The 15,718-nt window shown below is 70.1% G+C and carries 16 protein-coding genes; 10 read left to right on the forward strand and 6 right to left on the reverse strand.

Annotation, left to right across the window (positions count from 1 at the left end):
* Positions 1-162: 162 nt before the first annotated feature.
* The 5 genes from ACFYPA_RS09195 to ACFYPA_RS09215 all read left to right on the forward strand — a co-directional run bounded on the left by ACFYPA_RS09195 (position 163) and on the right by ACFYPA_RS09215 (position 5,280).
* Positions 163-1,101: a cellulose-binding protein gene (locus ACFYPA_RS09195; protein WP_359077235.1), complete on the forward strand. Its 939-nt coding sequence runs from the start codon at positions 163-165 to the stop codon at positions 1,099-1,101.
* A gap of 81 nt (positions 1,102-1,182) precedes the next feature.
* Positions 1,183-2,208 (forward strand): ABC transporter ATP-binding protein, encoded by a 1,026-nt coding sequence (locus tag ACFYPA_RS09200; RefSeq protein WP_389130760.1) that lies wholly within the window; start codon positions 1,183-1,185, stop codon positions 2,206-2,208.
* A gap of 5 nt (positions 2,209-2,213) precedes the next feature.
* Positions 2,214-2,993: an ABC transporter permease subunit gene (locus ACFYPA_RS09205; protein ID WP_359314191.1), complete on the forward strand. Its 780-nt coding sequence runs from the start codon at positions 2,214-2,216 to the stop codon at positions 2,991-2,993.
* Between the two features lie 194 nt (positions 2,994-3,187).
* Positions 3,188-4,387 carry an ABC transporter ATP-binding protein gene (locus tag ACFYPA_RS09210; RefSeq protein WP_359077229.1) on the forward strand — a complete coding sequence of 400 codons (1,200 nt, stop codon included), beginning with the start codon at positions 3,188-3,190 and terminating at the stop codon, positions 4,385-4,387.
* On the forward strand, positions 4,384-5,280 hold the full coding sequence (locus ACFYPA_RS09215; RefSeq protein WP_389130763.1) for an ABC transporter permease: 897 nt from the start codon (positions 4,384-4,386) through the stop codon (positions 5,278-5,280). Before ACFYPA_RS09210 ends, ACFYPA_RS09215 begins: the two co-directional genes overlap by 4 nt.
* Positions 5,281-5,304: 24 nt before the next feature.
* On the opposite strand, the gene ACFYPA_RS09220 is transcribed toward ACFYPA_RS09215, so the two are convergent.
* Positions 5,305-5,634 (reverse strand): ATP/GTP-binding protein, encoded by a 330-nt coding sequence (locus ACFYPA_RS09220; RefSeq protein WP_389130766.1) that lies wholly within the window; start codon positions 5,632-5,634, stop codon positions 5,305-5,307.
* A 198-nt stretch (positions 5,635-5,832) separates the two neighbouring features.
* Between ACFYPA_RS09220 and ACFYPA_RS09225 the strand changes: the two genes are divergently transcribed.
* Positions 5,833-6,876, forward strand: coding sequence for an LLM class flavin-dependent oxidoreductase (locus ACFYPA_RS09225; protein ID WP_359077223.1), 1,044 nt, complete (start codon positions 5,833-5,835; stop codon positions 6,874-6,876).
* Positions 6,877-6,966: 90 nt separating this feature from the next.
* Here the strand turns inward: ACFYPA_RS09225 and ACFYPA_RS09230 are convergent, their stop codons facing one another.
* Positions 6,967-7,359 (reverse strand): SCO5389 family protein, encoded by a 393-nt coding sequence (locus ACFYPA_RS09230; protein WP_148020754.1) that lies wholly within the window; start codon positions 7,357-7,359, stop codon positions 6,967-6,969.
* Positions 7,360-7,622: 263 nt separating this feature from the next.
* On the opposite strand from ACFYPA_RS09230, the gene nucS reads away from it, so the two are divergent.
* On the forward strand, positions 7,623-8,294 hold the full coding sequence (gene nucS / locus ACFYPA_RS09235; RefSeq protein WP_359077221.1) for an endonuclease NucS: 672 nt from the start codon (positions 7,623-7,625) through the stop codon (positions 8,292-8,294).
* Between the two features lie 199 nt (positions 8,295-8,493).
* Here nucS and ACFYPA_RS09240 read toward each other — a convergent pair whose 3' ends face one another.
* The 4 genes from ACFYPA_RS09240 to ACFYPA_RS09255 all read right to left on the reverse strand — a co-directional run bounded on the left by ACFYPA_RS09240 (position 8,494) and on the right by ACFYPA_RS09255 (position 13,398).
* Positions 8,494-10,974, reverse strand: a complete 2,481-nt coding sequence (locus ACFYPA_RS09240; protein ID WP_389130770.1) for an ATP-binding protein — start codon at positions 10,972-10,974, stop codon at positions 8,494-8,496.
* Positions 10,975-11,202: 228 nt separating this feature from the next.
* Positions 11,203-11,526, reverse strand: coding sequence for an STAS domain-containing protein (locus ACFYPA_RS09245; protein WP_018102617.1), 324 nt, complete (start codon positions 11,524-11,526; stop codon positions 11,203-11,205).
* Between the two features lie 249 nt (positions 11,527-11,775).
* Complete coding sequence (locus ACFYPA_RS09250; RefSeq protein WP_359077217.1) at positions 11,776-12,624, reverse strand: 3-hydroxyacyl-CoA dehydrogenase family protein; 849 nt, start codon at positions 12,622-12,624, stop codon at positions 11,776-11,778.
* Positions 12,625-12,756: 132 nt separating this feature from the next.
* Entirely contained in the window at positions 12,757-13,398 is a 642-nt protein-coding gene (locus tag ACFYPA_RS09255; protein WP_359077215.1) for a TetR/AcrR family transcriptional regulator, read from the reverse strand.
* An 81-nt stretch (positions 13,399-13,479) separates the two neighbouring features.
* On the opposite strand from ACFYPA_RS09255, the gene ACFYPA_RS09260 reads away from it, so the two are divergent.
* The 3 genes from ACFYPA_RS09260 (at position 13,480) to ACFYPA_RS09270 (ending at position 15,700) form a co-directional block, all read left to right on the forward strand.
* Positions 13,480-14,262, forward strand: coding sequence for an ATP-binding cassette domain-containing protein (locus ACFYPA_RS09260; protein ID WP_359077213.1), 783 nt, complete (start codon positions 13,480-13,482; stop codon positions 14,260-14,262).
* Positions 14,263-14,342: 80 nt separating this feature from the next.
* On the forward strand, positions 14,343-15,092 hold the full coding sequence (locus ACFYPA_RS09265) for an ABC transporter permease (RefSeq protein WP_359077211.1): 750 nt from the start codon (positions 14,343-14,345) through the stop codon (positions 15,090-15,092).
* A 35-nt stretch (positions 15,093-15,127) separates the two neighbouring features.
* Entirely contained in the window at positions 15,128-15,700 is a 573-nt protein-coding gene (locus ACFYPA_RS09270; RefSeq protein WP_359077209.1) for a cob(I)yrinic acid a,c-diamide adenosyltransferase, read from the forward strand.
* Positions 15,701-15,718 lie beyond the last annotated feature (18 nt).

Raw genomic sequence — 15,718 nt, forward strand, 5'->3', positions numbered from 1 at the left:
AGGCATGGACGTTCAGCCCTCCGAGTGGCAAGGGTTACGGGGGTTAGCCACTCAAAAGGGGTGTCATTCTCCAGATCAAACGGGCATCCGCTCGATGACACGCCGTTCTGACCCCTAGGATTCCCTCTATCACCTCACCGGTCTCACTTCGACAGGAACCCCATGAGTGACCCTTCCTCCCCCTTCGGCTTCGAGCTCGTGCGGCGTGGTTACGACCGCGGTCAGGTGGATGACCGCATTACCAAGATCGTCGCCGACCGTGATAGTGCTCTCTCCCGCATCACGTCTCTGGAAAAGCGCATCGAGGAACTCCACCTCGAAACGCAGAACGCCCAGGCACAGGTGAGCGACGCGGAACCGTCGTACGCCGGCCTCGGCGCGCGGGTGGAGAAGATTCTCCGCCTGGCCGAGGAGGAGGCCAAGGACCTGCGTGAGGAGGCCCGTCGCGCCGCCGAGCAGCACCGTGAGCTCGCCGAGTCCGCCGCCCAGCAGGTGCGCAACGACGCCGAGACCTTCGCCGCCGAGCGCAAGTCCAAGGCCGAGGACGACGGCGTCCGCATCGTCGAGAAGGCCCAGGGTGAGGCCACCACGCTGCGCTCGGACGCGCAGAAGGACGCGGCCCAGAAGCGCGAGGAGGCCGACGCCCTCTTCGAGGAGACCCGCGCCAAGGCCGCCCAGGCCGCCGCGGACTTCGAGACCAACCTGGCCAAGCGCCGCGACCAGTCGGAGCGTGACCTCGCGGCCCGTCAGGCCAAGGCCGAGAAGCGTCTGGCCGAGATCGAGCACCGCGCCGAGCAGCTCCGCCTGGAGGCCGAGAAGCTCCGCACGGACGCCGAGCGCCGCGCCCGTCAGACGGTGGAGACCGCGCAGCGCCAGGCCGAGGACATCGTGGCCGACGCCAACGCGAAGGCCGACCGGATCCGCAGCGAATCCGAGCGCGAGCTGGCTGCGCTCACCAACCGCCGCGACTCGATCAACGCGCAGCTGACCAACGTCCGCGAGATGCTGGCGACGCTGACGGGTGCCGCGGTGGCCGCCGCCGGCTCCCCCGCCGACGAGGAGCCCGCCTCCCGCGGCGTCCCGGCGCAGCAGACCCGCTGATCACCTGTACGGTCCAGCCCTCGCGCGCCCGGTTCCGCCTTTGTGGTGGCGCCGGGCGCGCGGCCGTTCTAGCGTGAACGCATGATCGAGCTCGATGGCCTCACCAAACGCTTCGGCAACAAGGTTGCCGTCGATCAGTTGTCGTGCCGGATCAAGCCGGGGATGGTGACGGGTTTTCTGGGACCGAACGGGGCAGGCAAGTCCACCACGATGCGGATGATGCTCGATCTCGACAACCCCACCAGCGGATCGGTGCGCATCGACGGCAAGCACTACCGCGAGTTGTCCGAGCCCCTGAAGTACATCGGCGCGCTCCTGGACGCCAAATCGATGCATGGCGGCCGCAGCGCCTACAACAACCTGCTCTGTCTCGCCCAGAGCAACCGGATCCCGGAGAGCCGGGTGGCGGAGGTCCTCGACACCGTCGGTCTGACCGCGGTGGCGAAGAAGAAGTCCAAAGGGTTCTCCCTCGGTATGGGCCAGCGCCTGGGAATCGCGGCGGCGCTGCTCGGTGATCCCGAGATCCTGATGTTCGACGAACCCGTCAATGGTCTGGACCCCGAGGGAATTCACTGGATCCGCAATCTGATGAAGACACTCGCCGCGGAAGGCCGGACGATCTTCGTCTCTTCTCACCTGATGAGTGAAATGGCGCTGACCGCGGACCATTTGATCGTGATCGGGCAGGGCCGGCTGCTCGCCGACACTTCGATGGCCGACTTCATCCATCAGAACTCCCGCAGTTATGTGCGCATGCGCTCCCCGCAGCAGGAACGGCTGCGGGACGTCCTGCACGCGGAGGGCCTCGTCGCGGTCGAGTCGGGCAACGGCACGCTCGAGATCGACGGCGCCACCACCGAGGCCCTGGGCGAGCTCGCCGCCCGGCACACGATCGTGCTGCACGAGCTGAGCTCCCAGCGGGCCTCATTGGAGGAGGCGTTCATGCAGATGACGGCGGACTCGGTGGAGTACCACGCCCACTCGGAGCGGGGGACCCCGCCGCCGCCGGTGGGGCCGCACTGGGGCGATCAGTGGGACCAGCCGCCCGGCGGCACCCCGGGGGTTCCCGGCGGTTCCGGCGGTTCCGGCACCGGAACGGGAGCGTGACGACGATGGCGTCGGTACCCGCGGTCCTGACCTCCGAATGGACCAAGATCCGTACGGTCTCCTCGACGACCTGGACGCTGATCTGCGCGTTCGCCGTCACCGTCGCGATGAGCGCGGCGCTCTGCGCGGTGATGAACTCCCAGTTCGACGACCTCTCCGACGCGGAGCGGGCCACGTTCGACCCCACGTTCATCAGCTTCTCCGGCATGATCCTCGGTCAGCTGGCGATGGTCGTCTTCGGTGTCCTGGTGGTCGGTACGGAGTACAGCTCCGGCATGATCCGCACCTCCCTGGCGGCCGTGCCGCAACGCGCCACCTTCCTGTTCAGCAAGATGCTGGTCGCCGGCGTACTGGCCCTGGTGGTCGGGATGGTCACCAGTTTCGTCTCGTTCTTCCTCGGCCAGGCCCTGCTCGGTGACCACGGCATCGGCATCGGCGAGGACAACGTGCTGCGGGCGGTCTTCGGCGCCGGGCTCTACATGGGGCTGATCGCGCTCTTCTCCATGGGGGTGGCGGCGATGCTGCGCAGTTCCATGCTGTCGCTCGGCATCCTGATGCCCTTCTTCTTCCTGGTCTCGCAGATCCTGTCGGCCGTCCCGGGCGCGAAGAGCGTCGCCCAGTACTTCCCGGACCAGGCCGGTTCCAAGATCATGCAGGTGGTGCCCGACGCGATGAACAGCGATCCGGCTCCGTACGGGCCGTGGGCCGGGCTGCTGATCATGGTGGCGTGGGTGGCTGCCGCGGTGTTCGGCGGCTTCCTCGTACTCAAGAAGCGCGACGCCTGACCGTGTGTCGTGGGCCACGGCCCACGGCCCCGGGAGGGGCCCCGCAAGGGCTGTCGAAGAGGGGAACCGGAAGAGACTCGCCCCGTGACGACTTGGCCGGAACCGTCAGGGCCTGGTTATCCTCCTCACTCATACGGGGGGCGTGCGGCCGACGGCCTGTGCCCCGACGACAGATAAGTCGATGGGGCTGGAGCATGATCGAGGCAGTCGGCCTGACCAAGCGCTATGGCGCGAAGACGGCCGTGTACAACCTTTCCTTCCAGGTGCGGCCCGGCACCGTCACCGGGTTCCTCGGTCCCAACGGGTCGGGCAAGTCGACGACGATGCGGATGATCCTCGGTCTGGACCGGCCGACGGCGGGCCGGGCGACCATCGGCGGACACGAATTCCGCAATCTGCCGAACGCGCCGCGTCAGGTGGGCGCCCTTCTGGACGCCAAGGCCGTGCACGGCGGGCGCAGCGCCCGCAACCACCTGCTCTCGCTCGCCCAGCTGGCCGGTATCCCGGCTGCCCGGGTCGACGAGGTGCTGGGCGTCGTCGGCCTCCAGCAGGTCGCCTCGAAGCGGTCCAAGGGCTTCTCGCTGGGCATGGGGCAGCGTCTGGGCATCGCGGCGGCTCTGCTGGGCGACCCGCAGGTGCTGCTCTTCGACGAGCCGGTCAACGGTCTGGACCCGGAGGGCATCCTCTGGGTCCGCAATCTGATGAAGATGCTGGCGTCCGAGGGCCGTACGGTCTTCGTCTCCAGCCATCTGATGAGCGAGATGGCCCTCACCGCGGACCATCTGATCGTGATCGGCCGCGGTCAGCTGATGGCCGACATGAGCATCACGGACTTCATCTCCGCCAACTCGGCCGATTTCGCACGGGTCCGGGTCTCGGACGACAAACCCGAGCAGCGCGAGAAGCTCACGGCCACGCTCACCGAGGCGGGCGGCCAGGTTCTGTCGGAGCCGGACGGGGCCCTGCGGATCACCGGGCTCAGGCTGCCGCGGATCAGCGATCTGGCCCATGAGTCCGACGTCCGGCTGTGGGAGCTCTCGCCGCACCAGGCCTCGCTGGAGGAGGCGTACATGCGGATGACACAGGGCGCCGTGGACTACCGTTCGACGGCGGACCAGGTGGCCCACCTGCAGGCGCCGCCGCCGCCCGGCGGATACGGGCCGCAGCCGGGGTACGCCCCGCCGCAGCAGAGCGTCCCCGAGGTTCCGCAGCAGGGCTGGTACGCCCCGCCGCCGCCCGGACAGAACCCGTACGCGGCCGCCCAGGCCCCCGCTGCACCGGCAGCCGCCCCGGCCGCTCCCGCGGTCCCCGCCGCTCCTGCCCCGGCCCCGGCAGCGCCCCCCGGACCCCCCGCAGACCTGACCGAGCGCGAGACCAGCGAGGACTCCCGATGACAACGCCGTCCACGCCGCCCACGCCGCAGGCGCCGTACCAGCAGCAGGCGTACCAGCAGCCCCCCGCGCCCCAGCAGCACGGGCAGGGCATGCAAACCGCTTACTACACCTCACCGATCCCGGTGCGCCCCGCCACCCTCGGCGACGCGCTCGCCTCGGAGTGGACCAAGATCCGGTCCGTGCGCTCCACGATGTGGACGCTCGGCGTCATGATCGTGCTGCTGCTCGTCATCGGCGTGCTGTCCGCGGTCGCGGTCAGCGCCTCCGACGCCGACATCGGCACCACGCCGGTCCTCAGCCTCGGCTTCTTCGGCGTGCTGCTGGGAACGATCTGCGTGATCACGCTCGGCGTGATGACCATCGCGTCGGAGTACGGCACCGGCATGATCCGTACGACGCTGACGGCCTCCCCGAGCCGGGCCAGGGTGCTCAGCGCGAAGGCGATCGTCTTCTTCCTGCTCACCTTCGTCCTGACGACCGTGATGACCACGATCGTCGCCCTGCTCCAGACGTCCATCCTGGACGGCGAGGCCCCCTCCGGGGACGAGTGGCTGCGCGGCACGGTCGGGGTGGGTCTCTACCTCGCGACGCTGGGGCTGCTCTCGCTGGCCGTCGGGGCGCTGATCCGGCACTCGGCCGGCGCGATCACCATCATGATCGGCGTGGTGCTGCTGCCGCTCGTGCTGGCCATCTTCATGTTCTCGGATTCACTGCGGTCGATCCAGGAGTGGCTCCTGGAGTACTCGATCCCCAACCAGCTCAGCATCTTCTACGACAACTCGGTCACGTCGTCCGGCGGGCCGTCCGGCTGGGATCCGCTGTGGATCATGCTGGGGGTGACCGCCGTGGCCCTGGGCGGCGCCTACCTGGTGATGGACAAGCGCGACGTCTGACGCCGGCGGCCGCCCGGCGGCCGTTCAGTGCCGAGGCGCGTTCCTGGACCGCTGCACCCGTGTGGTGCGGCGGTCCCTCGCGTTCCAGCAGGCCTTGTGCCAGTGCCTGCGGTCGTCGATCCCGCCGTACTGGGACCAGGCCACGAGGTGCGGGATGCCCGAGGGGATCTCCTGGTCGCAGCCGGGGCAGCGGTAACGCTTGCCCGCCGCGCTCGCGCCGCTCACCGGGCGGACCGACCACTCCTCGCCCTGCCACTCCTCGGAGCGCCCTCCGCCGCCGTACCGGTCCCCCGCCGCGCTCGCGCTGGCGGTGGGACTCTCGCCGCCTCGGGGGCGGTTGCGGCGCGGGGACACGTGACACCTCACAGGGCGGACCGGGCAGTTCCCGTCAAGCGTAGGGCCATTCGGCGGGGGCACACGTCCCGCACCGCCCGGGACGGGACGGGTTACCGGAAAATCGCAACAACTTCCCGTTGGACCGTGCCCTTGGCACGTGTCAGACGTTGTTGCCAGTAGGGGAGAGCCGCGTCGGCCGCAAGGAGGTATCTGGCGATGCGTGTGGGAACGTTCGTACTGGCAGCCCAGTTTCCGGGGCAGGGGCCGGGTGAGGCGCTGCACCGCGCGATCCGGTCCGCCGAGGTCGCGGAGGAGTCCGGACTCGACTCGGTCTGGCTGGCCGAACATCATTTCGTGCCGTACGGGGTCTGCCCGTCCGCCGTGACGCTGGCAGCGCTGCTGCTCGGACGCACGCGCAGGATTCGTGTCGGTACGGCGGTGAGCGTGCTGCCGACCCAGCATCCGGTCGCGCTCGGCGAGCAGGCCGCGCTGCTCCACCTCACCAGTGGCGGCCGGTTCACGCTCGGTGTGGGCCGGGGCGGGCCGTGGATCGACCTGGAGGTGTTCGGCGGCGGCCTGGAGGCGTACGAGCACGGCTTCCCGGAGTCCCTGGGGCTGCTGCTCGACTGGCTGCGCGAGGCGCGGGTGGCGGGCCGCGGGGAGCGCTACGGCTTCCGCGAGGTGGCGGTGGTCCCCCGGGCCGACGAACTGCTCGACGCGGAGAGCGGGGAGAGCCCCGGGGGCCCCGAGGTGATCGTCGCGTGCACCTCGCCGAAGAGCGTGAAACTCGCCGCCGAGAACGGCTTGCCGATGCTGCTCGGGATGCACTGCGGGGACGAGGAGAAGGCCGAGATGGTCGCCCTCTGGCGCTCCTGCGCGCTCGCGGCGGGCCGTTCGCCGGAGAGCGTACGGGAGGCGGGGCACGTGTCCGCGGGGGTCGCACAGATCGCGGACCGTACCGACGACGCCCGGGAGACGCTCGTGAAGGCGATGCCCGGCTGGCTGCGGCAGGGGCTGGAGGCTCATGTGACGGTGGACGGCCGGCACCGGGTGATGCGCGACCCGGTCGGCTACACGGAGCTGTTGTGCGGGCTTCATCCGGTGGGCCCGCCCCGGCTCGCCGCGGACCGCCTCGCGGCCACGGCGGAGCGCACGGGGATCACCCGCTTCGCGCTGCTGGTGGAGGGTTCCGGAGATCTCGTCGCCACGGAGGAGAACGTAGCGCGGCTGGGCACCGAGGTACTGCCCCTCCTCGAATGACCCCCGCACGGAGGTTTCACGGTGTACGTGCGGGAGCTGCCGCCCCGGACCAGTCGCACCTCCCGCGGCCCGGAACGGCAGCAGAAGCGTTCAGCAGTCCCGTAGTTCGGGCGACTGGTTGAGCAACTGGCCCCTCACCGAGGTGAACTTGGCCAGTCGGTCGTCGACCGAGGCGTCCAGCGGGAACACCGCGACGCGGTGGCAGTTCTGGAATGCCAGGCGCACTCCGAAGTGCCGCTGCAGCGCGCCGCGTATCGCATCACTCGCGAGCGCACGCAGCAGCTGACCACGTGCCTGCTCGTTGGGCGGCGGCGTCTGGTTGTCGGCGAACTGCCCGCCGTCGACCTTCAGCTGTGCCACCAACGAGCTGATCATCTCCCATGCGTAGGGCAGGGAGGTCCGGACGCAGTCGACGAAGTCGGCTTCGTCGACCTCGCCTCGCTCGGCCTGTTCCAACAGCGCCGGTGAGACGTCGAGCGACATGGGTTCTCCTCTCGCGACCCCGGCAGAGTGCCGGAGCCTTACGGGCAGGGAAGAAGGACGGCGACGCAGCGTGCACGCACGGCGACCTCCTGCATCCACGGTAAGGGCGCAGTCCGGGCCGCACCAGGAGATTGGGAACACAACCGGCCAATAACGAAGGGGTTCAAAGAGGGGCAAGCCAGAAAGCGTCACTCCGGGGCGGGGATGGAGTGACGGGTGGGTGAATCGCGTCGAGCACCTGTCGTCGAGTAGCGTTGTCGACCATGCGTCTCGTCATCGCCCGTTGCTCCGTGGACTACGCGGGCCGGCTCACGGCCCACCTGCCCTCCGCTCCCCGTCTGATCCTGGTGAAGGCGGACGGGAGCGTGTCGATTCACGCCGACGACAGGGCGTACAAACCGCTCAACTGGATGTCGCCGCCCTGCACCCTGAAGGAGGGCGCCGACGACACCGCGGGCATCTGGACCGTGGTGAACAAGGCGGGCGAAAAACTGATCATCACGATGGAGGAAATCCTCCACGACTCGTCCCACGAGCTGGGCGTCGACCCCGGCCTGATCAAGGACGGCGTGGAAGCGCACCTCCAGGAACTGCTCGCCGACCGGATCGAGACGCTCGGCGAGGGCTACACCCTCATCCGCCGCGAGTACTTCACCGCGATCGGCCCCGTCGACATCCTGTGCCGTGACGCCGACGGGCAGACCGTGGCGGTCGAGCTGAAGCGGCGCGGCGACATCGACGGCGTGGAGCAGCTGACCCGCTACCTGGAGCTCCTCAACCGCGATCCCCACCTGGCACCGGTGAAGGGCATCTTCGCCGCCCAGGAGATCAAGCCCCAGGCCCGCGTCCTGGCGACGGACCGCGGCATCGGCTGCGTGGTCCTCGACTACAACGCGATGCGCGGCATCGAGGACGACAAGCTCCGCCTGTTCTGACCCGCCTGCCTGCCCGAAGCCCGTCCGACTCCTCGAGCCCGTCCGGCGATTTCAGGCCCCACTCAGCCATGTCGAGCCCGTCCGGCGTTTGAGGACGGAATCCTCTCGCCGGAGCCGGGGCGACATCTCTCCGGACGGGCGCACACGTGTGAGGCCCGTCCGGAGATTGCGGACAACGCGTCCGCCAGGGCGTCCCGGCTCAGGTCAGCGACGGACTCGCGTCCGGCCCGGACGGCCCACTCGCCGAGTCCGACGACTCGGGCGTCGTCGCCGTGTCCGTGGGAGTCGGAGGCTCGCTGGTCTCCGTCTCCGTCTCGGTCGGCGACGGAGACTCACTGGCCGGAGGCGTGGTCGACTTCGTCGGCCCGGGTGACTTCGTCGTCGTACGCGACGGCGAAGGCCCGTCCGAGGACGGCTCGTCCGGCGACGACGGAGCGGTCTCCGAGACCGTGGCCCCCGGGGAGGTCGCCCCGCTCCCGCCCGCCGGCGCGGACCCGCTCCCCGACGGCCCGGGCGTCGCCGGCGACGACGCCGAACCCGACGTCCCGGCGGAGGGAGTCGCGCCGTCCGTGGTCTCCTCGGCCGGCGACTCCTCCTGCGTCTCGCCGCCCTCGGTCACCGACTGCTCGGTCGAACCCCCGGGGTCGCCACCCTGCGGTTCGCTGTTCGAGGTGAGCCCGAGGGTCACCACCGTGCCGAGCACCCCGGCGAGCAGCACGCCCGCTCCGGCGGCGACGAGATTGCGCCGGGCCCCACCGAGTACCGCGAAGCGTCCGCCACTGCTCAGTCCGGCGGTGACCGGCGGTGCGCTGCGGCGGGGCACGACGACCGTCTCGTCCGGGTACGTCCGCGGCATCGACACGGGTATGACGGTCGGCAGCCCACGAGGCGGCGACGCGTCGAAGCGGCCGGCCGGCATCACGTCGGTCGCCGCGACACCACCCGCGGCCGGTCCGCCTGAGCGGTCCTCGACCAGGGCGAGCGCCCGCCGCCCGGCCACCGCACCGGACTTGTCGGCGAGCGCCCCCCGCATGCTGATGGATGTCTCCAGCTCGGCCCTGGCCCGGTCGAGGTTGCCGGTGCAGAGGGCGAGCACGCCCAACTCATGGTGGAAGTAAGCCTCTTCGGCGACCTCACCGGCGATCCGGCCCGCCTCCTGGCCGATCCGCAGGGACCTCTCCCAGGCGCTCCAGTGCAGCCCGGCGGCCAGGGCGGGCGAGGCGCTGCGGGCCAGCAGCACGGCGACGCTGGTCTGCCCGGCCCCGTCCCCCGGCACGAGCTGTGCCATCGCCGCGACGATGGCGTCGGACTCCGCCACCACCCGTGCGGGCGTGACGGAGGGGTGGCCGGCCCACCAGGCGTAGTGCTGGGCCACCGTTCGCGCCCGCTCCGTGGCGTCGTCGCCGTATCCGGCGGCCTCCAGCTGGGCGAGGACCCCGGCGGCCAGCCGGTAGCGGGAGCCGGCCGGGGACAGCAGTCCGCAGCCGGCCAGTTCACCGAGCGCCGCGTCGGCGTGGGTGTCCCCCACGAGCGCCGGCAGGTGCGCCTGGTGCGGCACCTCACCGCCGAGGGCGACCGCGAAGCGCAGGGTGTCGCGTGCGGCCGCGCTCAGCCGTGAGCCGAGCAGCGCGGCGGGCGCGGCGCCCTCGCCGAGGCTGGGCAGCGGTACGTCCGCCGCCTCCGCGGCGACTGCGTCCTCGTCCGCCGGCGATTCCTCGACGGGCCGGTTCTCCAGGTATCCGTACTCGTCGTACGCGGTCGGGTCGGTGCTCAGCAGGTCGCGCTGGCGCAGCAGGGCGCCCGCCTGGACGAAACGCAGCGGAAGACCCTCGGACTCGAACCAGAGGTCGCCCGCCCAGTTGGCCTCCTCCTCGGTGAGCTTGCGCTCGACCACCCTCTCCATGAGATCGATCGAGGCACCGCGGTCGAGGCCGGCGAGGAGGACCTCTTCGAGGTGGGAGTCGGGTCCGGGCGCGGCGACATCGGGTGTCGCGGCCATCAGGAAGGCGCATTCGGGTGTCGCGTCGAGCAGTTCGTCCAGGGCCGCGCCGCCGAACTCCAGGTCGTCGAGGACGACGACGGCGCCGGTCGTGCGCAGCTTCTCCAGCAGCAGCTCCCGGTCGGGGCGGTGCAGCGGCGCGTCGTGCACGGCTTCGAAGAGTCCGTGCAGCAGGTCGGCCACGGTGCGCTTGTGGCCGTTCAGCCGGACGACTCCGTCGGGGGCGAGTTCCGCGCAGTCGGCGGCGACGGCGTTCAGCAGCGCGGTCCGGCCGGAACCGGCCGGCCCGGTGAGTCGTACGGAGCGGCCGCGGGCCAGCAGGCGCATCAGCCGTTCGCGTGCGTCCTCGCGCTGCAGGAGCGGGAGCTGCGGGACCGGCGGGCCCGGCGGGACGGGGGGCGCGGTGGCCCGCTCACGGTCGGCCCGCTCCGCCGGGGTGCGGCGGACGGGCGCGGCCGGCTGCTCACCGGGCGGGCAGGGTTCGACCTCGCTGCCGTCGACCGGGTTGACGGTGAGCAGGAGGTCGCCGGATATGAGCGGGACGATGCGGGCCTGTTGCGGTGTTTGCTGACCGAAATCAGGCGTCAGCGGATCACGGGAGGGACGGCGCCGGCCTGATTCCTCGGTGAAGTCGCTGCTGTCATGGCCGAACTCTTCCGGCCCCCGGTGTGTCGGGTCCATCGCCAAAGCCCCCAAGACGCGTCGAGCACGGTTGCCCCTCCCGGCCTCGCACGCCCAGCTGTCGCTTCCGGTCCGGTGTCCGCCAGGTGGGTCCGTCAATCGGCAGACGGCCGAACCCTAAACCTTCGCACAGTATCTACGAACATCCGGGGTGCGACGCCGTCCCACAGATCACGGTCTCGTGAGGATTGTGTGGTTCCGACCGCGCCCCCGGAGGGAAGGTGTCGTTCAGACGCGCGGCAGGGATTCCGCGGCGATTCCGCCCTCGATGGCCAGAATGCGGTGCAGTCTGGTGGCCACGAGCAACCGTTGCATCTGCGGCGGTACGCCCCGGAGCACCAGCCGCCGCCCGGCACGCCCGGCCCGGCGGTGCGCTCCCATGATGACGCCCAGTCCCGTCGCGTCCCACGAATCCAGCTCGGTCAGGTCGAGCACCAGGTCGCCGACTCCGTCGTCGAGGGCCGAGTGCAGGACCGTACGGGCGTCCGCCGCGCTTCGGACGTCGAGGCGGCCCCCGACGACCAGCTCGGCGTGGTCGCCCCTGATGTGCATATGCGCTCCCCTGGAATGCTCCGTGGCATGGCCGGTCTGTCTGAAACTGTCTCTGCCCCAACTGACTGCGGCAACGACAGGGAAGTTGCCGTCTGTAAGCGAACCGATACCGAATTCACTCCGTGGAGTGACCCCGGCGCGCAGTGGACCCTGCGGATCCACGTGCGGATCCACTGGTACCGGACGCCGGCCCTCCCGAAGCCCCGGACCTGATCGACGGCGGATCAGGCAACCGGGGACCGAAAACGATCAGTAGGTGTAGAAGCCCTGCCCGCTCTTGCGCCCGATGTCACCTGCGTCGACCATTCGGCGCATCAGTTCCGGGGCGGCGAACTTCTCGTCCTGGGACTCGGTGTAGATGTTGCCGGTGGCGTGCAGCAGGATGTCGACGCCGGTCAGGTCCGCGGTGGCGAGCGGCCCCATGGCGTGGCCGAAACCGAGCTTGCAGGCGATGTCGATGTCCTCGGCCGAGGCGACACCCGACTCGTACAGCTTGGCGGCCTCGACGACGAGCGCCGAGATCAGCCGGGTGGTGACGAAGCCGGCCACGTCGCGGTTGACCACGATGCAGGTCTTGCCGACCGACTCGGCGAACTCCCGCGCGGCGGCGAGGGTTTCGTCGCTGGTCTTGTAACCGCGTACGAGTTCGCAGAGCTGCATCATCGGAACCGGCGAGAAGAAGTGCACACCGACGACGCGCTCCGGGCGCTCCGTCACGGCCGCGATCTTGGTGATCGGGATGGCGGACGTGTTGGAGGCGAGCACGGCGTCGTCCCGGACGATCTTGTCGAGGGCCCGGAAGATCTCGTGCTTCACCTCCAGCTTCTCGAAGACGGCCTCGACGACGACGTCCGCGTCGGCGACCGCGTCGAGATCGGTGGTCGTGGTGATGCGGGCGAGCGCCGCCCCGGCGTCGGCTTCGGCGAGCTTGCCCTTGGAGACGAACCGGTCATAGGAGGCCTTGATGCCGTCACGGCCGCGGGTCAGGGCCGCGTCGGTGACATCACGCAGCACGACGTCCCAGCCCGCCTGGGCGGAGACCTGCGCGATACCGGACCCCATGAGTCCGGCGCCGATGACGGCGAGCTTCCTGGCCACGTTGGCACCCCTATGCATTCTCGGCGGTTCTTGTTCCTTGCTCTCCGGCGGAGGTTAGTACCCGTGAGGGACGCTGGGGCGGTGAAGAGATGCGCGTCACGTCTCAAATGACGGACATCACACCGGGGCGCGTCATTCGGCGGCGCGCCGGGCGTAGTTGAGCACCCTTTCGCCCAGCAGGTCCTCGATGTCGTCGAGCAGGACGAGGGCGTCGCGTGACACCTCGGCGGCCTTGCGGCCCGCCACCATCTCCCCGCCGATGTACGCCATGAGTGTGGCGTGCACCCAGGCGAGCTGACCGGCCACCAGGACCGCCGTCCGGTCCCCCGGCTCGGGCCGGCACTCCTCCTGAAGAGTCGCCTCCAGGTGCTGGAGGGCCTCCTGCTGAACATGCCAGAGGCGGGCCTTGAGACTGTCCGCGCCCTCGATGACCCGCATGAACCGCTCGTAGCCCTCCATCAGGCCGACGGTGGGCGACACACCCTCGACCTGGACGCGCAGTTCGCGCAGGACGGCGTCGGCTGCGGACTCGCCCTCGTCCCGGCCCCGGACGTACCGCGAGAGGCGGTCGACGATGCCGCTGCTGCGGTCGAGGAAGAGGTCCTCCTTGGTCGGGAAGTAGTTGTACACCGTGTTCACCGAGACGTCGGCGGCGCGGGCGATCTCGGCGATCGTGACCGCGTCGAAGCCCCGCTCCAGGAAGAGACCGGTGGCCACGTCCGAGAGGTGCTGCCTGGTCCGGCGCTTCTTGCGCTCCCTGAGTCCCTCAGCCATGGCCCCATCGTAGGCCTCCCTGGGGTCTCTGAATCTTTGGTGTCATTGCAATTTTTAAGTGACTCTGTTTCTGTGGTCACTATGCCAATCATCAGCACGGCCGGGCTCGCCCGGACCTTCACCGCGAAGACCGGCCCCGTGGAGGCCGTACGTTCCGTCGACATGACGGTCACGGCCGGCGAGATCGTCGGTCTCCTCGGCCCCAACGGAGCGGGCAAGACCACCACCCTGCGCATGCTCACCACCCTGCTCGCCCCCACCGGCGGCGCGGCCACCGTCGCCGGCTGCGACCTGCTCACCGACCCGGCGGGTGTCCGGAAGAACTGCGGATACGTGGCCCAGTCGGGCGGCGTCGACCCCCACATCAGCGTCCGGGAGGAGCTGGTCACCCAGGGCCGGCTCTACCGGCTCGGCAAGGACGCGGCCGCGGCCCGGGCCGCGGAACTCGCCGCCGAGCTGGGCCTGACCGCACTCCTCGACCGCAGGACGCTCACGCTCTCCGGCGGCCAGCGCAGGCGGCTCGACATCGCGATGGGGCTCACCCACCGCCCGGCCGTGCTCTTCCTCGACGAACCGACCACCGGGCTGGACCCCGGCAGCCGCACCGATCTGTGGGAGCTGGTGCGCCGGCTGCGCGACACGTACGGCACGACCGTCGTGCTCACCACCCACTACCTCGACGAGGCCGACGCACTCGCGGACCGGCTCGTCGTCATCGACGGCGGCCTGGTCGTGGCCGAGGGCACCCCCGCCGCACTGAAGACGCGGCACGCCGGCTCGTCCGCCGCCTCCCTCCAGGACACCTTCCTGGCGATCACCGGCCGCTCCCCCGCCCCCACCGACGCCACTCCCGTCGCCGTCTAGGAAACCCGCCGACGCCACTCCCGTCGTTGTCCAGGAACCCGCCGACGCAACTCCCGCCGACGTCCAGGAAATTGAGTCCGATGCTTCTCCACGACACCGCGCTCGTCTTCGGGCGCTATGCCCGGCAGACCCTGCGCTCCCGCTTCCAGATCCTCTTCGGCATCCTCATGCCGCTGCTCCACCTGCTCTTCTTCGGCCCGCTGCTCACCGGTCTGCCACTCGGTCCGGCCGGTGACTCCTGGCAGGTACTGGTGCCCGGACTGCTGCTCCAGCTCGGCCTGTTCGGCGCCTCGTTCGCGGGATTCGCCATCATCATCGACAAGTCGACCGGGGTCGTGGAGCGGATGCGGGTCACCCCCGTCAGCCGACTGGCCATGCTGCTGGGGCGGGTCCTGCGCGATGCGCTGCTGTTCATGTTCCAGGCGGTGCTGCTGGTGCTCGTCGCCGTACTCATGGGGCTGCGCGCACCGCTGCCCGGTGTGCTGATCGGCTTCGCCTTCGTCGGTCTGCTGACGGTCTCGCTGGCCTCGCTCTCGTACGCGCTGGCCATGAAGGTCGGTACGCCGCAGGAGTTCGGACCGGTGATCAACTCGCTCACCATGCCGGCGATGCTGCTCTCCGGGCTGATGTTGCCGATGACGCTGGGCCCCCGGTGGCTGGACGTGCTGTCGCACTTCACACCGTTCCGCTACCTAGTGGACGCGGTGCGGGACGCGTACGTGGGTTCTTACGCCACGGCCCACATGCTGTACGGCGTCCTGGTCGCCCTCGGATTCGCGGCGCTCGCCGTGACGGTGGGCACACGCGTCTTCAGGAGGGCCGGGGCATAGGGGGTCCGCCGGACCCTCTTCACTAGGCTGGCCCCATGGTCAATCTGACACGCATCTACACCCGCACCGGCGACACCGGCACCACCGCCCTCGGCGACATGAGCCGGACCGCCAAGACCGATCCGAGGATCTCCGCGTACGCCGACGCCAACGAGGCCAACGCGGTCATCGGCACGGCGATCGCGCTCGGGCAGCTGGGTGAGGAGGTCGTCAAGGTCCTCGTCCGTGTGCAGAACGACCTGTTCGACGTGGGCGCGGACCTGTCGACGCCGGTCGTCGAGGAGCCGAAGTACCCGCCGCTGCGGGTCGAGCAGAGTTACGTCGACAAGCTGGAGGCGGACTGCGACCACTTCCTGGAGCAGACGGAGAAGCTGCGCAGCTTCATCCTGCCGGGCGGTACCCCGGGCGCCGCGCTCCTGCACCAGGCGTGCACGGTGGTCCGGCGTGCGGAGCGGTCCACCTGGGCCGCGATGGAGGTGCACGGCGAGGTGATGAACCCCCTGACGGCCACCTACCTCAACCGGCTCTCGGACCTGCTGTTCATCCTCGCCCGGGTGGCGAACAAGGAGCTCGGCGACGTGCTGTGGGTGCCGGGCGGCGAGCGCTGACCGAGCACGCACGGGCCC

It is taken from the genome of Streptomyces sp. NPDC005775, assembly GCF_042871565.1.
Lineage (GTDB): Bacteria > Actinomycetota > Actinomycetes > Streptomycetales > Streptomycetaceae > Streptomyces.